Annotated in this window: 14 protein-coding genes; 5 read left to right on the forward strand and 9 right to left on the reverse strand. The window is 62.8% G+C overall.

From position 1 onward, the window contains the following. The first annotated feature begins 26 nt into the window (after nucleotides 1–26). Nucleotides 27–1,169, forward strand: a complete 1,143-nt coding sequence (locus tag AC1RTB_RS18520; protein WP_492880066.1) for a DegT/DnrJ/EryC1/StrS family aminotransferase — start codon at nucleotides 27–29, stop codon at nucleotides 1,167–1,169. A gap of 14 nt (nucleotides 1,170–1,183) precedes the next feature. Here the strand turns inward: AC1RTB_RS18520 and cysQ are convergent, their stop codons facing one another. Genes cysQ through cysD form a run of 3 tightly spaced genes read right to left on the reverse strand, consistent with a single transcriptional unit; the run spans nucleotide 1,184 to nucleotide 4,834 of the window. After that, nucleotides 1,184–2,038, reverse strand: a complete 855-nt coding sequence (gene cysQ / locus AC1RTB_RS18525; protein ID WP_492880064.1) for a 3'(2'),5'-bisphosphate nucleotidase CysQ — start codon at nucleotides 2,036–2,038, stop codon at nucleotides 1,184–1,186. Then, complete coding sequence (gene cysN, locus AC1RTB_RS18530) at nucleotides 1,989–3,926, reverse strand: sulfate adenylyltransferase subunit CysN (RefSeq protein WP_492880063.1); 1,938 nt, start codon at nucleotides 3,924–3,926, stop codon at nucleotides 1,989–1,991. The genes cysQ and cysN overlap by 50 nt, the downstream gene beginning before the upstream one ends. 2 nt (nucleotides 3,927–3,928) lie before the next feature. After that, nucleotides 3,929–4,834 (reverse strand): sulfate adenylyltransferase subunit CysD, encoded by a 906-nt coding sequence (gene cysD / locus AC1RTB_RS18535; RefSeq protein ID WP_492880062.1) that lies wholly within the window; start codon nucleotides 4,832–4,834, stop codon nucleotides 3,929–3,931. 270 nt (nucleotides 4,835–5,104) lie between these two features. Here cysD and AC1RTB_RS18540 point away from each other — a divergent pair, with 270 nt between their 5' ends. Next, complete coding sequence (locus tag AC1RTB_RS18540) at nucleotides 5,105–6,556, forward strand: DUF2793 domain-containing protein (RefSeq protein ID WP_492880061.1); 1,452 nt, start codon at nucleotides 5,105–5,107, stop codon at nucleotides 6,554–6,556. A gap of 12 nt (nucleotides 6,557–6,568) precedes the next feature. On the opposite strand, the gene AC1RTB_RS18545 is transcribed toward AC1RTB_RS18540, so the two are convergent. Together AC1RTB_RS18545 and AC1RTB_RS18550 are read right to left on the reverse strand one after the other, a co-directional pair. Then, nucleotides 6,569–7,576 carry an NAD-dependent epimerase gene (locus tag AC1RTB_RS18545; protein ID WP_492880060.1) on the reverse strand — a complete coding sequence of 336 codons (1,008 nt, stop codon included), beginning with the start codon at nucleotides 7,574–7,576 and terminating at the stop codon, nucleotides 6,569–6,571. A gap of 83 nt (nucleotides 7,577–7,659) precedes the next feature. Beyond that, entirely contained in the window at nucleotides 7,660–8,253 is a 594-nt protein-coding gene (locus tag AC1RTB_RS18550) for a biotin transporter BioY (RefSeq protein ID WP_492880059.1), read from the reverse strand. Between the two features lie 123 nt (nucleotides 8,254–8,376). On the opposite strand from AC1RTB_RS18550, the gene AC1RTB_RS18555 reads away from it, so the two are divergent. After that, nucleotides 8,377–9,285 carry an MBL fold metallo-hydrolase gene (locus AC1RTB_RS18555; RefSeq protein WP_492880058.1) on the forward strand — a complete coding sequence of 303 codons (909 nt, stop codon included), beginning with the start codon at nucleotides 8,377–8,379 and terminating at the stop codon, nucleotides 9,283–9,285. A gap of 2 nt (nucleotides 9,286–9,287) precedes the next feature. Here the strand turns inward: AC1RTB_RS18555 and AC1RTB_RS18560 are convergent, their stop codons facing one another. Both AC1RTB_RS18560 and AC1RTB_RS18565 read right to left on the reverse strand, forming a co-directional pair. Further along, nucleotides 9,288–10,040 (reverse strand): DUF1499 domain-containing protein, encoded by a 753-nt coding sequence (locus AC1RTB_RS18560; RefSeq protein WP_492943833.1) that lies wholly within the window; start codon nucleotides 10,038–10,040, stop codon nucleotides 9,288–9,290. Nucleotides 10,041–10,244: 204 nt separating this feature from the next. After that, on the reverse strand, nucleotides 10,245–11,882 hold the full coding sequence (locus AC1RTB_RS18565) for a fatty-acid--CoA ligase (RefSeq protein WP_492880056.1): 1,638 nt from the start codon (nucleotides 11,880–11,882) through the stop codon (nucleotides 10,245–10,247). Nucleotides 11,883–12,045: 163 nt separating this feature from the next. On the opposite strand from AC1RTB_RS18565, the gene AC1RTB_RS18570 reads away from it, so the two are divergent. Further along, a complete protein-coding gene (locus AC1RTB_RS18570) occupies nucleotides 12,046–12,696 on the forward strand; it encodes a hypothetical protein (RefSeq protein WP_492880055.1) in 651 nt (216 codons plus the stop codon). 42 nt (nucleotides 12,697–12,738) lie between these two features. On the opposite strand, the gene AC1RTB_RS18575 is transcribed toward AC1RTB_RS18570, so the two are convergent. Next, nucleotides 12,739–13,476: a polysaccharide deacetylase family protein gene (locus AC1RTB_RS18575; protein ID WP_492880054.1), complete on the reverse strand. Its 738-nt coding sequence runs from the start codon at nucleotides 13,474–13,476 to the stop codon at nucleotides 12,739–12,741. Nucleotides 13,477–13,660: 184 nt separating this feature from the next. On the opposite strand from AC1RTB_RS18575, the gene AC1RTB_RS18580 reads away from it, so the two are divergent. Beyond that, nucleotides 13,661–14,671: a nucleotidyltransferase family protein gene (locus AC1RTB_RS18580; protein ID WP_492880053.1), complete on the forward strand. Its 1,011-nt coding sequence runs from the start codon at nucleotides 13,661–13,663 to the stop codon at nucleotides 14,669–14,671. 58 nt (nucleotides 14,672–14,729) lie between these two features. On the opposite strand, the gene ppdK is transcribed toward AC1RTB_RS18580, so the two are convergent. Then, entirely contained in the window at nucleotides 14,730–17,396 is a 2,667-nt protein-coding gene (ppdK, locus tag AC1RTB_RS18585) for a pyruvate, phosphate dikinase (RefSeq protein ID WP_492880052.1), read from the reverse strand. Between the last annotated feature and the right edge of the window lie 109 nt (nucleotides 17,397–17,505).

Here is a 17,505-nt window from a genome sequence, read left to right on the forward strand (position 1 = left end):
GAAAACGATTGGGTTTTGGGGCCATTATGCAGTTCATCGATCTCGGCGCACAGCGCGAAAGAATCCGCGACCGTCTGAAGGCGGCAATCGACAAGGTGGTCGACGACGGCCGCTACATCCTCGGCCCTGAAGTCACCGAGTTCGAAAACCAGCTGGCGAAATATGTCGGCGTCAAGCATGTCGTGGCCTGCGCCAACGGCACCGACGCGCTGCTGTTGCCGCTTCTCGCCTCGGGCATCGGCCCGGGCGATGCGGTGTTCGTGCCGAGCTTCACCTTCGCTGCGACCGCCGAAGTTGTGGCGCTCGCCAAGGCCGAGCCGGTGTTCGTCGACATCGAGCCCGATACCTACAACATCGACATCAACAGCCTCGAAGCTGCCATCGCCATGATCAAGGCGGAAGGCCGTCTCAAGCCCAAGGCGATCATCCCGGTCGATCTGTTCGGCATCGCCGCCGACTATGCGGCGATCGACGCCATCGCCAAGCGCGAGAATCTTTTGGTCATCGAAGACGCCGCCCAGTCGATCGGCGGTTCGCAGGACGGCAAGATGTGTGGCGCTTACGGCCATGTCGGCGCCACCAGCTTCTATCCGGCCAAGCCGCTCGGCTGCTACGGCGACGGCGGTGCGATGTTCACCAATGACGACGCGTTCGCAGCCCGCCTGCGCTCCTTTGCCTTCCACGGCAAGGGCGAGACCCAGTACGACAACATCCATGTCGGCCTGAACTCGCGCCTCGATACGCTGCAGGCAGCGATCCTGATCGAAAAGCTTGCCATCCTCGAAGACGAGATGCAGGCCCGCGCGGTCGTGGCCAAGCGTTATGCCGACGGCCTGGGCGACGTGATCAAGGCGGCACGCGCGCCGGAAGGCGGCCGTTCGGCCTGGGCGCAGTACGCCATCGAGACCACCGGCCGCGACGGGCTCAAGGCGCATCTGCAGGAGCAGGGCATTCCTTCGGTGATCTATTATGTGAAGCCGCTGCACACCCAGGTCGCCTATCGCGACTATCCGCGTGCGCCGGGTGGCCTGCCGGTTTCGGAAGCGGTGCCGGGCACCATCCTGTGCCTGCCGATGCATCCCTATCTCAGCGAAGCCGACCAGGACAAGATCATCACCACGATCCGCAACTATGTCGGCTCCAACTCGGCCAAGATCGCGGCCGAGTAGCGGTGTTTTGCTGATCAGAAGATGAAGGCCGGGTCGATGATCCGGCCGCTCGAGACAAAATGCGGGTTGGCGAAATCCGCATCGTCCGCTTGGTTGCGCTTGCCATAAACAAGCGGCTTGCCGTCCAGCGTATGGGTACTCCCGCCCGCGGCGCGCAGCACCGCATCGCCAGCCGCCGTATCCCATTCCATCGTCCTGCCGAAGCGCGGGTAGAGGTCCGCCTCGCCCGCCGCCACCAGGCAGAATTTCAGCGACGAACCGACCGAAACGATTTCGGCGGCCGAAACCTTCTTGATGAAGGCATCGGTCTCGGGCGTACGGTGCGAACGGCTGGCAACGATGGTGAGGGGTTCGCGGCCCTCGCGCACGTGAATGCGATGACGCTCCGAGACGGCCTTGCCGTCGCGTGCCTCAAAAGCTTCCGCGCGGCCTGGACGACCGGAGAAGAAGCGCCCCGTGCATGGCGCATAAACCACGCCGATCTCTGGCGCGCCGTCCCTGATCAGGGCGATGTTGACGGTGAAATCGGTGTGGCGTCTGACGAACTCCTTGGTGCCGTCGAGCGGATCGACAAGGAAGAACGCCCGGCCAAGCTCGGGCGGAACCACGCCTTCGGCTGTCTCCTCCTCGGCAACGCAAGGCACCTCGGGATAGGCCGCACGCAGGCCTTCGAGAATCACGAGTTCGGCGGCACGGTCGGCCTGCGTGACAGGCGAGGCATCCGCCTTGTCCGTCACCGTTATTCCGGAGTGAAAAACCTCCATGACCGCGCGCCCGGCTTCGAGCGCCAGGCGTTCGAACAGTTCAAGGATCGCTTCGTCAGATGCCGCCGCCGTCGTCGTATTGATGCTCTGCAATGTCCCGCTCATTCAGCCAGCTCTCAACCATCTCGACCATCTCCTCGGGCGTCTTGCCGAGGGTCGCAAGATGAATCTCAGGATTCTCCGGCGTTTCATAGGGTGAATCGACGCCAGTGAAATTCTTGATGGCACCAGCGAGCGCACGCGCATAGAGCCCCTTGGGATCGCGCTTGGCACATTCCTCGAACGGGGTGTCGACAAAGACTTCGACGAACTCGCCCTGCCCCATCATTTCCCGCGCCATCCGGCGCTCGGCACGGAACGGCGAAATGAACGAGACGATGACGATCAGGCCGGCATCGGCCATCAGCTTGGCGACCTCGGCGACGCGGCGGATATTCTCGACCCGATCCTCGTCGGTGAAGCCCAGATCACGGTTGAGGCCGTGGCGGACATTGTCGCCATCGAGCACGTAGGTGTGGCGGCCGGCCGCGTGCAGCTTCTTTTCAAGCAGGTTGGCGACCGTTGACTTGCCGGAGCCCGACAGGCCGGTGAACCACAACACCGCAGGACGCTGGTTCTTGAGGTCGGCGCGGGACTTGCGCGACACGTCGAGCGACTGCCAGTGAATATTCTCCGACCGGCGCAGCGGATGCAGGATCATGCCGGCGCCGACAGTGGCGTTGCTGATCCGGTCGATCAGGATGAAAGCGCCGGTCGTGCGGTTGTCGGCAAAGCTGTCGAAGGCAACCGGCGACTGGGCCGAGATGTTGCAGACGCCGACCTCGTTCATCTCCAGCGACTTCGCCGCCTCATGGGCAAAATCATTGACGTTGATGCGGTATTTGAGATCGGTGACCGTGGCACTCGCCTGATCGGTCTCGGTGCGCAGGATATAGGAGCGGCCGGGCAACAGCGCGTTTTCGTCGAACCACACGACATTGGCCGCGAACTGGTCGGCGACATGCGGCCGCGCGTCGGGCGTCACCAGAACGTTGCCACGCGACACCTCGACCTCGTCATCAAGCACCAGCGTGATCGCCTGACCGGCAACCGCCGTACGCAGGTCGCCGCCATGGGCAACGATGCGCTTGACCGTCGAGGGCTTGCCCGACTTGGCGACGACAACCTCATCGCCTTGCGAGATCGAGCCGGAGGCGATGGTTCCAGCAAAGCCGCGGAAATCCAGATTGGGCCGGTTCACATATTGCACCGGGAAGCGGAACGGACGTGCGACAGCCTCTTCTTCGACCACCACGGTTTCGAGATGCTCGATCAGCGTCGGCCCCGAATACCAGCCCATCTTGTCCGAGCGCCGCGTGACGTTGTCGCCAAAGCGCGCCGACATGGGGATCGGCACGATCGACTTGAAGCCGAGGCTCTCGGCGAAAGCCGCATATTCAGCGGTGATGCGCTCGAACACGTTCTGGTCGAAACCGACGAGATCGATCTTGTTGATCGCAACGACGATGTTTTTGATGCCGAGCAGCGAGGCGATGATCGAGTGGCGCCGCGTCTGGCGCAGCACGCCCTGGCGCGCGTCGACAAGAACGATGGCGAGATCGGCCGTCGAGGCACCGGTCGCCATGTTGCGCGTATATTGTTCGTGGCCCGGCGTATCGGCGACGATGAACTTGCGCTTGGGCGTGGCAAAGAAGCGGTAGGCGACATCGATGGTGATGCCCTGCTCGCGCTCGGCCTCCAGACCGTCGACAAGAAGCGCGAAATCGACATCCTCGCCTGTCGTGCCGTGCTTGCGCGAGTCGCGCTCGAGCGCTGCGATCTGGTCCTCAAAAATCTGCTTGGTGTCCGACAACAGACGTCCGATCAGCGTCGATTTGCCGTCATCGACCGAACCGCAGGTCAAGAAACGCAGGAGCGATTTCTGCTCTTGCGCTGCGAGGTAATCGCGGACGCTTTCGGCGGCCTCGATCTTGGTGGCCATGGCGTGGCGCATTCTCAGAAATACCCTTCGCGCTTCTTTTTTTCCATCGAGCCGGCTTCGTCGCGGTCGATCAAACGTCCCTGCCGTTCGGAGGTACGGGCGGTCAGCATCTCACTGACGATGTCTTCGAGGCTGTCGGCATCGGATTCGATCGCGCCTGTCAGCGGGTAGCAGCCGAGCGTGCGGAAGCGCACCAGCTTGTTTTCCACCACCTCGCCGGGATGCAGCTTCATGCGGTCGTCGTCGCGCAGGATCAGCATGCCGTCGCGCTCGACCACCGGCCGATGCTTGGCGAAATAGAGCGGCACGATGGGGATGTCTTCCTGCAGGATGTACTGCCAGATATCGAGCTCGGTCCAATTGGACAGCGGGAAGACGCGGATCGATTCACCGGGGGAAACGCGGGTGTTGAAGATCTTCCACATCTCCGGACGCTGGTTCTTCGGGTCCCAGGCGTGCTGGGCGTTGCGGAACGAGAAGATGCGCTCCTTGGCACGCGACTTCTCCTCGTCGCGGCGCGCGCCGCCAAAGGCCGCGTCGAAACCGTATTTGTCGAGCGCCTGGCGCAGGCCGACAGTCTTCATCACATGGGTATGCGTGTTCGAACCGTGGTCGAATGGATTGATGTTGTCGCGGACGCCGTCCGGGTTGACGTGGACGAGCAGGTCGAAGCCGAGCTCGCGCGCCATCGCATCGCGGAACTCGATCATCTCGCGAAACTTCCAGGTCGTGTCGACATGGAGGAACGGAAATGGCGGCTTGGCCGGATAGAACGCTTTCATCGCCAGATGCAGCAGGACCGAGGAATCCTTTCCCACGGAATAGAGCATCACAGGCTTGGTAAAAGTGGCCGCGACCTCACGAAAAATGTGGATCGCCTCCGCCTCGAGACGGTCCAGGTGAGTCAGTCTGGCGAGCATTGAAAGCCTTCGGAAATCGTTCCTGGTCGCGGCTTTGGCGCCGAAATGACCTGTTGCGCGTAGTGTCCCCACAAACAGGCGGCGTCTCAAGCAGCGCAAGACCAAATTTGGCGGCCGGCAAAGTCAGTTTTGCCCCCTGTGCCACGTCTTCGGGAATGCAATTCCACCGCGTCTCCAAACAGGGTTCGAAGCGTGGATAGAGACGCCCGTTTTTCCACGTCCTTTCGCACGGCCGTATCATTGCACCAAATCCAACCACAGGAGCCGGACTTGGAACAAACGACCAATCTGAAAATGCCTTTCATCATGCCCTCGCAGGCGCAGAAACACGTCACCCACAACGAGGCGCTGCTGGCGCTGGATGTTGTGGTGCAGCTTTCAGTGCTCGACCGGCATCTGGCCGCACCGCCAGCCCTGCCGGCGGAAGGTGACCGTTACATCGTTGCTGTGGCAGCGACGGGCATCTGGACCGGCAAGAGCGGGCAGATAGCGGCCTGGCAGGACGGTGCCTGGGCCTTTCACCTTCCGGTCAAGGGCTGGCTTGCCTGGGTGGCTGACGAACAACGCATCTTCGCCCATGATGGCACCGGCTGGCAGGATGCTGTGGCGCTCGGCATCAATCCGGCCGCAATGGTCGGCATCAACACCACAGCCGATACCACCAACCGGCTGTCGGTGAAGAGCCAGGCCGTGCTGTTTGACAATCTGGGCGCGGGCCAGCAGGTCAAGATCAACAAGGCGGCCGCCGGCGACAATGCCTCGCTGCTTTATCAGACCGGCTATTCGGGCCGGGCCGAATTCGGCCTCGCTGGCGACGACGACTGGCACGTCAAGGTGTCGCCCGATGGCTCCGCCTGGACCGAAGCGCTGAAGGTCAGCCGCACCGACGGGCGCGTGCTGTTGCCGGCAGGCCTGGCACTGACCGACCAGAACCAGGCCGTGGCGAAGCGGCATGTGCGCGAGATGCTCAGCGCCAACCGGACCTATCATGTCCGCACCGACGGGTCCGACGCCAATGCAGGCCTCGCGAATACGGCTGGCGGCGCTTTTCTGACGATCCAGAAGGCGCTCAACGTCGCAGCGGGCCTCGATATGGCCGGCTTCACCGTTGCCATCCAGATCGGTGACGGCACCTATGCGGAGGCCATGACCATTCCGGCCACACTGGGCCAGACGAGTGCTGCGGGACTGGTTCTCGCCGGCAACAGCGGCACGCCCGGCAATGTGATCGCTACGAGCATGTCGTCCAGCGCGATCACCGCGCGGGCAGGCACACGCTGCCTGGTCAAGGACCTCGAGATCAGGACGACGACAAGCGGCTTTGGCCTGAATGCCGATGGCGGCACGATCCAGTTCCAGAACGTCAGGTTCGGCGCCTGCGCCCAGGCTCACATCATGTGCCAGAACAACGGCGCGGCAATCGCCACCGGCAACTACGCCATCTCAGGCGCATCGCCTTCCCATTGGAACGCGCGCAGCGGCGGGGTGATCAACACCGAGGCCCGCACGGTCACGCTGACCGGCACACCGGCTTTCGCCACCGCCTTCGCGTCTTGTCAGAACGGCCATGTCACCTGCGGCGGCATGACCTTCGCAGGTGCCGGCACCGGCGCCCGCTACAGCGCCACCCTCAACGGCGTGATCAACACCGCCGGTGGCGGTGCTGCCTATCTGCCGGGCAATGCCGCCGGCAGTGCCGCAACCGGAGGCCAGTATGCCTGACCGGTCGCTTCGCTACTGGACGCGGTAGTACCTGCCGTACCAGTCGACGAAGCGAACCAGCCCCTCTTCGATCGGCGTGTGTGGAAGCTCGCCGATCAATGCTTCGAGGTCGCTCACGTCAGCCCAGGTGCTCAGCACGTCGCCAGGCTGCAGCGGCATGAAGTTCTTCACCACCTCCCGGCCCGTCGCGCGTTCGAGAATGCGGATCATCTCCATCAGATGCTCCTTGCGGCGGTTGCCGATGTTCATCACCCGATGCGGTGCCCAGCTGCCCGACGCACCGCCCGCAGCGATGTCATAGTCGGGATCGGCTTTCGGCGGCAGGTCGATCAGGCGCACGATGCCTTCGACGATGTCGTCGATGTAGGTGAAGTCGCGGTACATATCGCCGCCATTGTAGATGTCGATGGTCTCGCCGGCGAAGATGGCGCGGGTGAACTTGTAATAAGCCATGTCGGGCCGACCCAACGGGCCGTAGACGGTGAAGAAACGCAGGCCGGTGGCCGGCACGCCAAACAGATGGCTGTAGGTGTGCGCCATCAGCTCGTTGGCCTTCTTGGTCGCCGCATACAGGCTGACCGGATGGTCGACGCCGTCGCGCGGCGAATAGGGCTGCTTCTTGTTGCCGCCGTAGACCGAGCTCGACGAGGCGTAGATCAGGTGTTTCGGCGGCGTCGCGCGGCAGTTTTCGAGGATGTTGAGGAAACCGGTGATGTTGGCATCGACATAGGCCTGGGGGTGATCGAGCGAATAACGCACGCCTGCCTGGGCCGCGAGATTGATGACGATCTCGGGACGGCATTCGAAAGCGGATTTCACCGCCGCCGCATCGGCAAGATCGGCCTGGATGAAGCGAAAATCGCCATGTTCGGCGAGCATTTCGAGACGCGAGCGCTTGAGCGAAGTGTCGTAATAGTCAGTGACGCTGTCGAAACCGACGACGTCGTAGCCTTCGGCCAAAAGCCGCCTGGCGACATGGAACCCGATGAAGCCGGCCGTGCCCGTGACAAGAACTGTCATGATTTCCGTCTCTTCAAATGCAAAACGCCCCGGCCTTTTTAAAGCCGGGGCGCTGCTAAAACCAGTACTCCGTTGCCGACTGATCAGCTCTTCTTGGGCAGCGGCGCCCAGATCGCAGGAACCACGGCAGCAGCAAGCGCCACCTTGATCAGGTCCGGCACGATGAACGGCACGACGCCGAACTGCCAGGATTTTTCAGCACCGATGAGCAGCGAAAGCCACGAGAAGCCCATTGCCATCATGACGATTTCGGCGACGAGCATGGCGCCGAGCATCTTGACGATGCTGCGGCCCCAGCCGCGATCGACGGCCCAGCCGACGATTGCCGCCATGGCAACGAAGCCCAGGAGATAGCCACCGGTCGAGCCGAGCATGTAGGCGATGCCGAGGCCCTTTTCAGGCGTGCTCTGGAACACCGGATAGCCCATGGCGCCCTGCGCCATATAAAGAAGCAGCGTCGCCACGCCGAGGCGCAGGCCGTAGGCGGCACCGATGCCGAGCACGACGAGCGTCTGCAGCGACATGTCGACGGGGCCGAGCACGACCTTGGTCTTGGCCGACGCGATGAGCAGCAGCGAGCCGGCGACAGCCAGGAGAAGCTGGGTCGCCAAGCGCATCGCACCCTTTTCGGGCAACGCCGCGGAGACGAGCGCGGTGGAACTGGATGCAACAGCCATGTAAATCCCCTTGTGATATGCGCGCCAAAGCGCTGTAGACGTGGTTTTCCCTATATTGTCTTCCGTGCTAAGCGGCAAACGAATTTGCCGTTCGCTCCTCGAACTCACAGATATCGGCTGGCCATGTCCCTCGATTTCGACAAACGCTTCGAACCCGCCTACGGCGAACCTGTTGCCGTCGCAGACGGCGTTGTGCGGCTCACCGCCAACAATCCAAGCGCTTTCACCTTCCACGGTACCAACAGCTACATCATCGGCCACGACACGTTGGCGATCCTCGACCCCGGCCCCGACGATGACGCCCACCTCGAAGCCCTGGTCCGGGCCATTGCCGGTCGCCCCGTCAGCCACATCTTCGTCAGCCATACCCATCGCGACCACTCGCCGCTTGCAGCACGCCTGAAGGCGCTGACCGGCGCTATAACTGTCGCCGAAGGGCCGCATCGCTCGGCGCGCCCATTGCGCATCGGCGAAATCGCCCCACTCGATGCCAGCAGCGACACCGATTTCGTGCCCGACCTGATCGTCGGCGACGGCCAGCTCGTTGATGGCGACGGCTGGCGCATGCGCGCGGTGCTGACGCCGGGCCATGCGGCGAATCACGCCGCCTTTGCGCTTGAAGGTACCAGCATCCTGTTTTCGGCCGACCACGTCATGGCCTGGTCGACCTCGATCGTTGCACCGCCTGACGGGGCGATGTCCGACTACATGACCTCGCTTGAGAAGCTGATCGAACGCGACGACCAACTCTACCTGCCCGGCCATGGCGGCCCGGTGGTGACGCCGCAAACATTTGTGCGCGGGCTGAAGGCGCATCGCGAGATGCGCGAACGTGCGATCCTCGAGCGCCTTGCCGCGGGCGACCGCTCGATCCCTGATATCGTACGCGCGATCTATCGCGATACCGATCCCCGGCTTTATGGCGCGGCTGGCCTGTCAGTGCTCGCCCATCTCGAAGATCTGGTCGGGCGCGGCCAGGCGACCAGCAACGAAGCGCCGGCGATCGACGGCATCTATTCGCCGGCCAGATAGCCCTATTGCTCCGGCTTGACCGTCGTCGCTGTTCCGGCCTGATTGGCGATCTCCTGATCGAGTTCGGTCAGGAAGCCGATGATGCGCTCGGCATTGTCGCCAAGGTCGTGGCGGCCATAGCGCGAGGCGGAGCGCATGTCGACAAAGGTCGAGTCGCCGTCATCCACCAGACGGATCACCACATCAGAAGGCAGCGCCAGGATGAAGGTGCGCGCAACGGCTTCGATGTCCACCTCGCCGATTGCCTGGTCGGCGGCGGGCGGCGGCACGACGATCTCCCAGCCCTGTCGCGCCAAAACAGCGTTCACGCTTTCCAGCACACGGTCGAGCGACAGCTCGTAGCGGCGACCGGCAACCAGTGGATAGGCCTGCGCCTGCAGCGCGCGTTCCCCGGCGGTCGACGGCTCCAGCCGGTTCATGGCCGGCGTGCGCAACGACATTGCCGCGGTCAGTGCGGGCGGGTCTTCGACATCGGTCGAGATGTCGCGCAGCATGGGCATGGTGGCGATCTGGTAAGCGATGAAGCCAAAGGGCGCGAGCACGGCCAACCCGAGCAAGGCGCCTACGGTCAGGTCGTGTCCGCCCCGGTCGCCGAATTTCCACAACCGCGAAAACGCAAAGCCCGAGAGCAGCAGCGCCAAAGCGGCGAGCATTGCGACAATGGCGAGAACCCAGAAAAAGGCAGTGGTATCGACAAGGCCGCGACGATGGCCGAGCACCGCCGTGATCAGCAGAACGGCCGAGAAAGACGCCATGCCCCGGGACAGGCCGGCCGCGCGCGTTGTGCGCTGCTCAAGATATCTCGTCTGAAACTCAACCATAAAACCCGTTACCCGCCCTGCGACCATGGCAGCACCACCGTCCCCACGGCAGAGATCGCTGCGCAAGCAAGCTAGATGGTTTCCGCCAGCGGTTGAAGCGGAAAGGCAGCATTGGCCGCCGTCCCACACATGAACCTGTCAGATGGCAGTGTCGGTGGGCAGCCGATAGTCCTTGAACGTCTCGCGCAGCGCCATTTTCTGGATCTTGCCGGTTGCGGTGTGAGGTATCTCGTCGACGAAGGCGACATCGTCCGGCATCCACCACTTGGCGACCTTACCGTTGAGGAAGGCCAAAATGTCGGTTTTGTCGGGCTCCCTGCCCTGCTTGCGCACGATCACCATCAGCGGGCGCTCGTCCCAGCGCGAATGCTTGATGCCGATCACCGCCGCTTCCTGCACGTCGGGATGACCTACGGCGAGATTTTCAAGTTCGATGCTGGAGATCCATTCGCCGCCCGATTTGATCACATCCTTGGAGCGGTCGGTGATCTGCATGTAGCCATTGGCGTCGATATGAGCGACGTCGCCGGTGTCGAACCACTCGTCGGCGTCGAACTGCTCGGAACTCGCGCCGCCGAAATACGAGGCTGAGACCGCGGGACCACGCACCTTGAGCCGGCCGAACGTCTTGCCGTCCCAGGGCAGCTCATTATTGTCGTCGTCGGTGATCTTCATCTCGACGCCGAACGGCGTATAGCCCTGCTTCTGCTGAATGTTCAGCCGGTCGTTGCCTTCAAGGTCTTCATATTCCGGCTTGATGGTGCACAAGGTACCGAGCGGCGACATCTCGGTCATGCCCCAGGCATGAATCACCTCGACGCCATAGTTGCGTTCGAACTTCTCGGTTACCGCGCGCGGGCAGGCCGAGCCGCCGATCACCACCTTGTTGAGATGCGGCAGTTTCTTGCCGGTCTCTTCGAGATGCTGCAGCAGCATCAGCCAGACCGTCGGCACGGCTGCGGTGAAGGTCACGCGTTCGGTGTCAAGCATCTCGTAGATCGAAGCGCCATCCATCTTGCCGCCCGGCATGACGAGTTTCGCGCCGACCATCGGCGTGCTCTGGGCGAGCCCCCAGGCATTGGCGTGGAACATCGGCACAACCGGCATGACGACATCGCGCACCGAAATGCCCATCGCATCGGGCATCACCGCGATCATCGCATGGAGGACATTGGAGCGGTGGCTGTAGACGACGCCCTTGGGGTCGCCCGTCGTGCCCGAGGTGTAGCACATGCCGGCCGCGTCATGCTCGCCCATCGCTTTCCACGCATAGTCGCCATCGGCCTCGGCCAGCCACTCCTCGTAGGCCACGACATTGGGCAGCGTCGTTTGCGGCAAGTGGGCGGCGTCGGTCATAACGATGATGCGCTTGAGCGAGGGTACCTGCGGTGCGATCTTTTCGACCAGCGGCACAAAGGTCAGGTCAACGAAAAGCGCCTGATCCTGCGCGTGGTTCATGATCCAGACCAGTTGCTCGGGGAAAAGGCGCGGGTTGAGCGTGTGGTAGACAGCGCCCATGCCCATGATGCCGTACCACGCCTCCATGTGGCGGGCGGAGTTCCAGGCAAGCGTGGCGATGCGGTCGCCAACCTTATGGCCGTCGCGCTCCAGCCGTTGCGCGATCTTCAGCGACCGTGCGCGCAGTTCGGCATAGTTGGTGCGGACAATGGGCCCCTCGATCGATCTCGACACGATCTCGCGATGCGGGTGCTGCCGTGCGGCATGGTCAATGATCTTGTGGCATAGCAGCGGCCATTCCTGCATCAGTCCAAGCATATGGTCCTCCCAGATCGTATCTGGCCATTCTGGTCGCAATAGCTGTTTTGTCCAGCCTGACCAAAGTTCAGCCGGCAAGATGCCGGCGGCCATATTGCGGCCACGGTCGCGGTTAACCTTTGTTACCGGCTGGTGTGGTGGGTAGAGTAATGTGAGGGATCACATGGATACGCAGCCGCGCGCGGAGGACGAAGTCCTGCCGCAGCATGAAACGCAATCTGAAGAGCATGTTGCCCCCGAGGAATCCGATACGGCTTCCGGCGCGCTGAAGGCTGCCGACGAGGCGGGTGGCGTTGAAGAGCCCATCGCTGAAAGCGCCGACGACCTTGAGTTGTCGGCGGAAGAGCTGCTTGGCGAAACGGTCGGCACCGAATCCGAAAGCATGGTCGAAGACCTGCCGGAGATGGCGGCCGCCGAAGGGCAACAGCCTGTCGCGGAAGAAATGGCAGCCGAAGAACCGGCCCCTGTCGAGCTTTCGGCGGTCGAACTCTCGGTCGAGCGCATACAGGTCGAGGTTCCGGCCATGGCGCCCAGCGACGTTTCGGAGGCAGAATTCACCCAGATGGTCGACGACGCGCTCGAAGCCGTGGGCGGCATCCTGTTGTTCAAGATGCGCCTTGATGAAGACGGCGACGACAAGCATGTCGCCGCCGCCTCGATCGGCGACGGCGCCCGGCGCCAGTTCCTGCTGCTGTCGCTTCCCGTCAGCGGCGGCAAGCTGAAGGTGGAATCGGCCTCGCGCAGCACAAGCCCACTCGCCAAGCTCGCCGAGGCCTATGTCGGGGTGGTCGAGGCGTTCCGCGCCGCCGCCTGAGCCGCAACAACGCCTTGCGCGTCCAATAGGACGTGCAAGGCCTCAGTTCGTCGTACCGTCCGTGCCGTCGTCGTCGACATCGTCGAGCCGCACGAAAGCGTAGCCCTTTTCCTTGAGCTTCAGCAGCCCCTTGACCAGACCGCCACCGGCGGCGTGGGTGGGCTGGTTGATGTGCGCGATGATGACGTCGCCATCCTTTGCTGACGAAACGCGGCGTTCGGTTTCGCGCGCGCCGAGCAGCGAGCCGCCGTCGCCATTGATCGAATAGCCTGCGATCCTGAAGCCGAGTCCACGGATCAGCGCGATCGAGGTCGGGCTGTATTGCGCGGTCGCACCGCGAAACCATTTTGGCGCCGGCCCGCCGCGCTCAGTCAACGCCAGCGCGCCGGCCTCGACCTCGGCCTGCACGGCCTCGGCACTGCCAGCACTTTTCAGCCCATAGATGCTGCGGGGCGTATCGACAGCTGGAATGTGCCTGGCACCGTGGTTTTCCAGTTCGAACAACTCTGGATGCGCCTTCATGATCGCCAAGGCTTCGGCGTTCCGCTTCAGCCACATGCCGGTGACGAAGATCGTCGCCGGTATCTTGTTGTCGACCAGAGCGGAGAGAATGCGAGCGTCGGTCTTGCCGCCGCAAGCGTCCAAAGTCAGTGCCACGCGCGGGCTGGATTCGCCGGACGGCTTGAGATGCAGTCGGGGTTCGAGCAATGCTGCCGAGGCTGAAGAACTCACCAGCGCCGCAAGGCCGACGCCGATCAAAAACCTGCCAAACATGCGCATGCGAATTTCCGGGGATTTCTGTCTCGAACTGCCGGGCAATGGCACCCCAATTCTGGCGCCATGATGACGGCTTGGGCTATTTTGCGGTGGCATTGGCCAGAGTTGCTGGCGCCGTACCCTACACGAGTTGCTTGCGTAGGGTATATTTTGTACCCTACGCCAAAGATTGACGTAGGGTATCGTCATGCGCTTGCCGCTCTCTGCTCACACTGCCTATCAGGACCTTCTCGAAGCGCATCGAATGCGCGACGTGAAGACCATCGCCGGGTCGCCATTCCTCAAGGAGCTTCCGCAAGGCAAATACTGGTACGCCCGGCAAAAAATCGGCGACAAGCCGGTCGATCGCTATATCGGCCCCGACAGCGAAGACCTCCGCCAGCGCATCGCACGCATGCGGGAAGATATCGAAGACGACAAGAGCTTTGAACGGCACTGCGCATTGCTGGTCGCTCAATTGCGCGCCGCAGGTCTCGTTACTGTTGACCGCCAAACCGGCAGCATTCTGAACGCCATGGCGAGAGTAGGCGTGTTTCGCCTGGGTGGAACGCTGGTTGGAACACACGCATTCCGGCTTTACGGCGCCGAACTGGGATTTGCCTTTTCAGGCACACTCGCAGTTACGCAGGACGTGGACATTGCCGCATTCGAAAACCTCAAACTGGCGATCGACGATCAGGTCGATCCATCTCTCGCTGAAACGTTCAAATCCCTGTCTCTGGAACCCGCACCCGGCCTGGACCCGAAAGGAAGGTCTACGCGTTGGCGTTTGAAAGGCGGCGGAGCGATGGTCGACTTTCTTGCGCCTCGCATGCAGAGCAAAAGCGAGATCGTCAGGCTGGAACCGCTGAACGTCTACGCACAGACGCTTCCGTTCCTGAACTTCCTGATCGCGGAGCCGATACCAGCCGTGGCGCTGTATCGGAGCGGAGTGCTGGTTCAGATACCGAAACCCGAGCGCTACGCGGTGCACAAGCTGATCGTCGCCCAGAGACGAACCGGGCCGGGTTTGGGCAAGGTAGCAAAAGACCTGGCCCAAGCCGAAACGCTGATCCGCGTCCTGGTCGAGGATCGCCCGCAGGAACTGGCAATCGCTTATGAGACCGCTCTGGGTAACGGAACGAAATGGCGCTACGCCATCAACGCGTCGCTAAAGCAGCGGCCCGAAATCGGCCGCCTGCTGAGCCAGATCATCTGATACAGGCGGTTATACCCAATTTGCGAATTGGGTATAACCGATCGCGCTGCAGAGCGCCTTACCGCTTCGCCTTCACCGCTGCCTGTGCCGCCGCCAACCGTGCGATCGGCACGCGGAAGGGCGAGCAGGACACATAGTCGAGCCCGACGCTTTCGCAGAAGCGAATCGAGGCCGGGTCGCCGCCATGCTCGCCGCAGATGCCGAGCTTGATCTCAGGCCGCGTCGCCCTGCCCTTCTCGGCCGCCATCTTCACCAACTCGCCGACGCCTTCGATATCGAGCGAGACAAACGGGTCTTGTTCGATGATGCCCTTCTGGCGATAGGTCTCAAGGAAAGACGCTGCATCGTCGCGCGAGATGCCGAAGGTGGTCTGCGTCAAGTCGTTGGTGCCAAAAGAGAAGAATTCGGCCGCTTCGGCGATGACGTGAGCGCGGATCGCCGCACGCGGCAGCTCGATCATGGTGCCGACGAGATAGTCGATGTTGACGCCCGTCTCCTGCATGACGCTCTTGGCAACGGCATCGATGCGCGCTTTGACGTAGTCGAGTTCCTTCATCAGGCCGACCAGCGGCACCATGACCTCAGGCACCACGGGGCTGCCGGTCTTCTTGCCGGCCTCGACAGCCGCCTCGAAGATGGCGCGCGCCTGCATCTCGGCGATCTCCGGATAGGAGACGGCGAGACGGCAGCCGCGATGGCCCAGCATCGGGTTGAACTCGTGCAACGCTTCGGTGCGCTGGCGCAGCTTGTCAGCCGGCACGTTCATCGCGGCGGCGACCTCGGCGATTTCTTCCTCGGTCTTGGGCAGGAATTCGTGCAGCGGCGGGTCGAGCAGGCGGATCGTCACCGGCAGGCCGGCCATGATCTCAAACAGCTCGATGAAGTCCGAACGCTGCATTGGCAACAGCTTGTCGAGGGCGGTCCGCCTGTCCTTTTCGAGGTCGGCGAGGATCATCTCGCGCATGGCAATGATGCGGTCGCCATCGAAGAACATATGTTCCGTACGGCACAAGCCGATGCCTTCGGCACCGAAGGAACGTGCCATGCGCGCATCTGCTGGCGTCTCGGCATTGGTGCGCACCTTCATGCGGCGCACCGCATCGGCCCATTCCATGATCGCGGCAAAATCGCCCGACAGTTCCGGCTGCAGCATCGGTACGGTGCCCTTCAGCACCTGGCCGGTAGAGCCGTCGATGGTGATGACGTCGCCCTTGCGGAAGGTGTGGCCCATGGTGATCAGCGTGCCGGCGCGATAGTCGACGCGCAGCGATCCGGCACCAGACACACACGGCTTGCCCATGCCGCGGGCAACCACCGCCGCGTGACTGGTCATGCCGCCCCGCGTTGTCAGGATGCCTTCGGAGGCATGCATGCCGTGGATGTCCTCGGGGCTGGTTTCGATACGCACCAGGATGACCTTGCGCCCCGCCGACTTCAGCTCCTCGGCCTCGTCGGACGAGAACACGATCTCGCCGGTGGCAGCCCCAGGTGAGGCCGGCAGCCCGACGGCGATGACCTCGCGCTGTGCCTTGGGATCGATGGTCGGGTGCAGCAGCTGGTCGAGCGAGGACGGGTCGATCCGGCAGATCGCCTCTTCCTTGGTGATCAGCCCCTCTGCGGCCATCTCGGCGGCGATCCTGAGCGCAGCCTTGGCAGTGCGCTTGCCCGAACGTGTCTGCAGCATCCACAGCTTGCCGCGCTCGATGGTGAATTCGAGGTCCTGCATGTCGCGGTAATGCTGTTCGAGGCGATTGGAGATCGCAACGAACGTGTTGAACGCCTCCGGCATCAGCTTCTGCAGCGAGGGCTTGTCTGAGCCGGCGGCGATTCGGGCGGCTTCGGTGATGTTCTGCGGCGTGCGGATGCCGGCCACCACGTCCTCGCCCTGCGCGTTCACCAGGAACTCGCCATAGAGCATCTTTTCGCCGGTCGAGGGATTGCGGGTGAAGGCAACGCCGGTGGCGGAGGTGTCGCCCATGTTGCCGAACACCATGGCCTGGACGTTGACCGCCGTGCCCCAGCTCTCGGGAATGTCGTGCAGGCGGCGATAGGTGATCGCGCGATGGTTCATCCAGCTCGAGAACACCGCGCCGATGGCGCCCCACAGCTGCTCGTGCGGATCCTGCGGGAACGAGCGACCAAGCTCTTCTTCGACCTTGGCCTTGTACAGCGCAATGACCGCCTGCCACTGCGTGGCGGTGAACTCGGTGTCGAGCTCATAGCCCAGACGCGCCTTTTCTTCTTCGAGCAGTTCCTCGAAGACCTCGTGGTCGAGCCCGAGAACGACGTCGGAATACATGGTGATGAAGCGGCGGTAGCTGTCATAGGCAAAGCGCGCATCGCCTGCATCAACGGCCAGTGCCTCGACGGTGACGTCGTTGAGGCCGAGATTGAGCACGGTGTCCATCATGCCCGGCATCGAGGCACGGGCGCCTGAGCGCACAGAGACCAGCAGCAGGTTTTTGGGGTCGCCGAAACGGCGGCCAGTGATCGCGCCTACGTGATCAAGTGCCGAACGAACATCGGCTTCCAGCGTTTCAGGATAGCTGCTGCCATTGCCATAATACCAGTTGCAGGCCGCAGTGGTGATGGTGAAACCGGGCGGTACCGGCAGGCCGAGACTGCACATCTCGGCGAGATTCGCCCCCTTGCCACCGAGCAGGTCGCGGTCGCTCGCGCGCCCCTCCGCTGCACCGTCGCCGAACCTGTAAACCCACTTGGTCATGCCTTCTCCTCGCCGACTGAGTGTGGAGCAGGACGGTGGCCGCCGTCCGCTTCTGGGCCGAGCGATATGATGCTGCGCTGCGAAAGGCAAGGCGCAGTTCCGTTCCGGA

The sequence above is a fragment of the Aminobacter sp. GW821-FHT11F06 genome, assembly GCF_058808215.1.

What these genes read in the sequence shown, in the direction of transcription:
- ppdK (WP_492880052.1), bottom strand. Translation starts at nt 17,396, where the DNA reads ATGACCAAGTGGGTTTACAGGTTCGGCGACGGTGCAGCGGAGGGGCGC.
- AC1RTB_RS18550 (WP_492880059.1), bottom strand. Translation starts at nt 8,253, where the DNA reads ATGGCTGTTGCATCCAGTTCCACCGCGCTCGTCTCCGCGGCGTTGCCC.
- cysD (WP_492880062.1), bottom strand. Translation starts at nt 4,834, where the DNA reads ATGCTCGCCAGACTGACTCACCTGGACCGTCTCGAGGCGGAGGCGATC.
- AC1RTB_RS18570 (WP_492880055.1), top strand. Translation starts at nt 12,046, where the DNA reads ATGGATACGCAGCCGCGCGCGGAGGACGAAGTCCTGCCGCAGCATGAA.
- AC1RTB_RS18580 (WP_492880053.1), top strand. Translation starts at nt 13,661, where the DNA reads ATGCGCTTGCCGCTCTCTGCTCACACTGCCTATCAGGACCTTCTCGAA.
- AC1RTB_RS18575 (WP_492880054.1), bottom strand. Translation starts at nt 13,476, where the DNA reads ATGCGCATGTTTGGCAGGTTTTTGATCGGCGTCGGCCTTGCGGCGCTG.
- AC1RTB_RS18565 (WP_492880056.1), bottom strand. Translation starts at nt 11,882, where the DNA reads ATGCTTGGACTGATGCAGGAATGGCCGCTGCTATGCCACAAGATCATT.
- cysQ (WP_492880064.1), bottom strand. Translation starts at nt 2,038, where the DNA reads ATGAGCGGGACATTGCAGAGCATCAATACGACGACGGCGGCGGCATCT.
- cysN (WP_492880063.1), bottom strand. Translation starts at nt 3,926, where the DNA reads ATGCGCCACGCCATGGCCACCAAGATCGAGGCCGCCGAAAGCGTCCGC.
- AC1RTB_RS18520 (WP_492880066.1), top strand. Translation starts at nt 27, where the DNA reads ATGCAGTTCATCGATCTCGGCGCACAGCGCGAAAGAATCCGCGACCGT.
- AC1RTB_RS18555 (WP_492880058.1), top strand. Translation starts at nt 8,377, where the DNA reads ATGTCCCTCGATTTCGACAAACGCTTCGAACCCGCCTACGGCGAACCT.
- AC1RTB_RS18545 (WP_492880060.1), bottom strand. Translation starts at nt 7,576, where the DNA reads ATGACAGTTCTTGTCACGGGCACGGCCGGCTTCATCGGGTTCCATGTC.
- AC1RTB_RS18560 (WP_492943833.1), bottom strand. Translation starts at nt 10,040, where the DNA reads ATGGCGTCTTTCTCGGCCGTTCTGCTGATCACGGCGGTGCTCGGCCAT.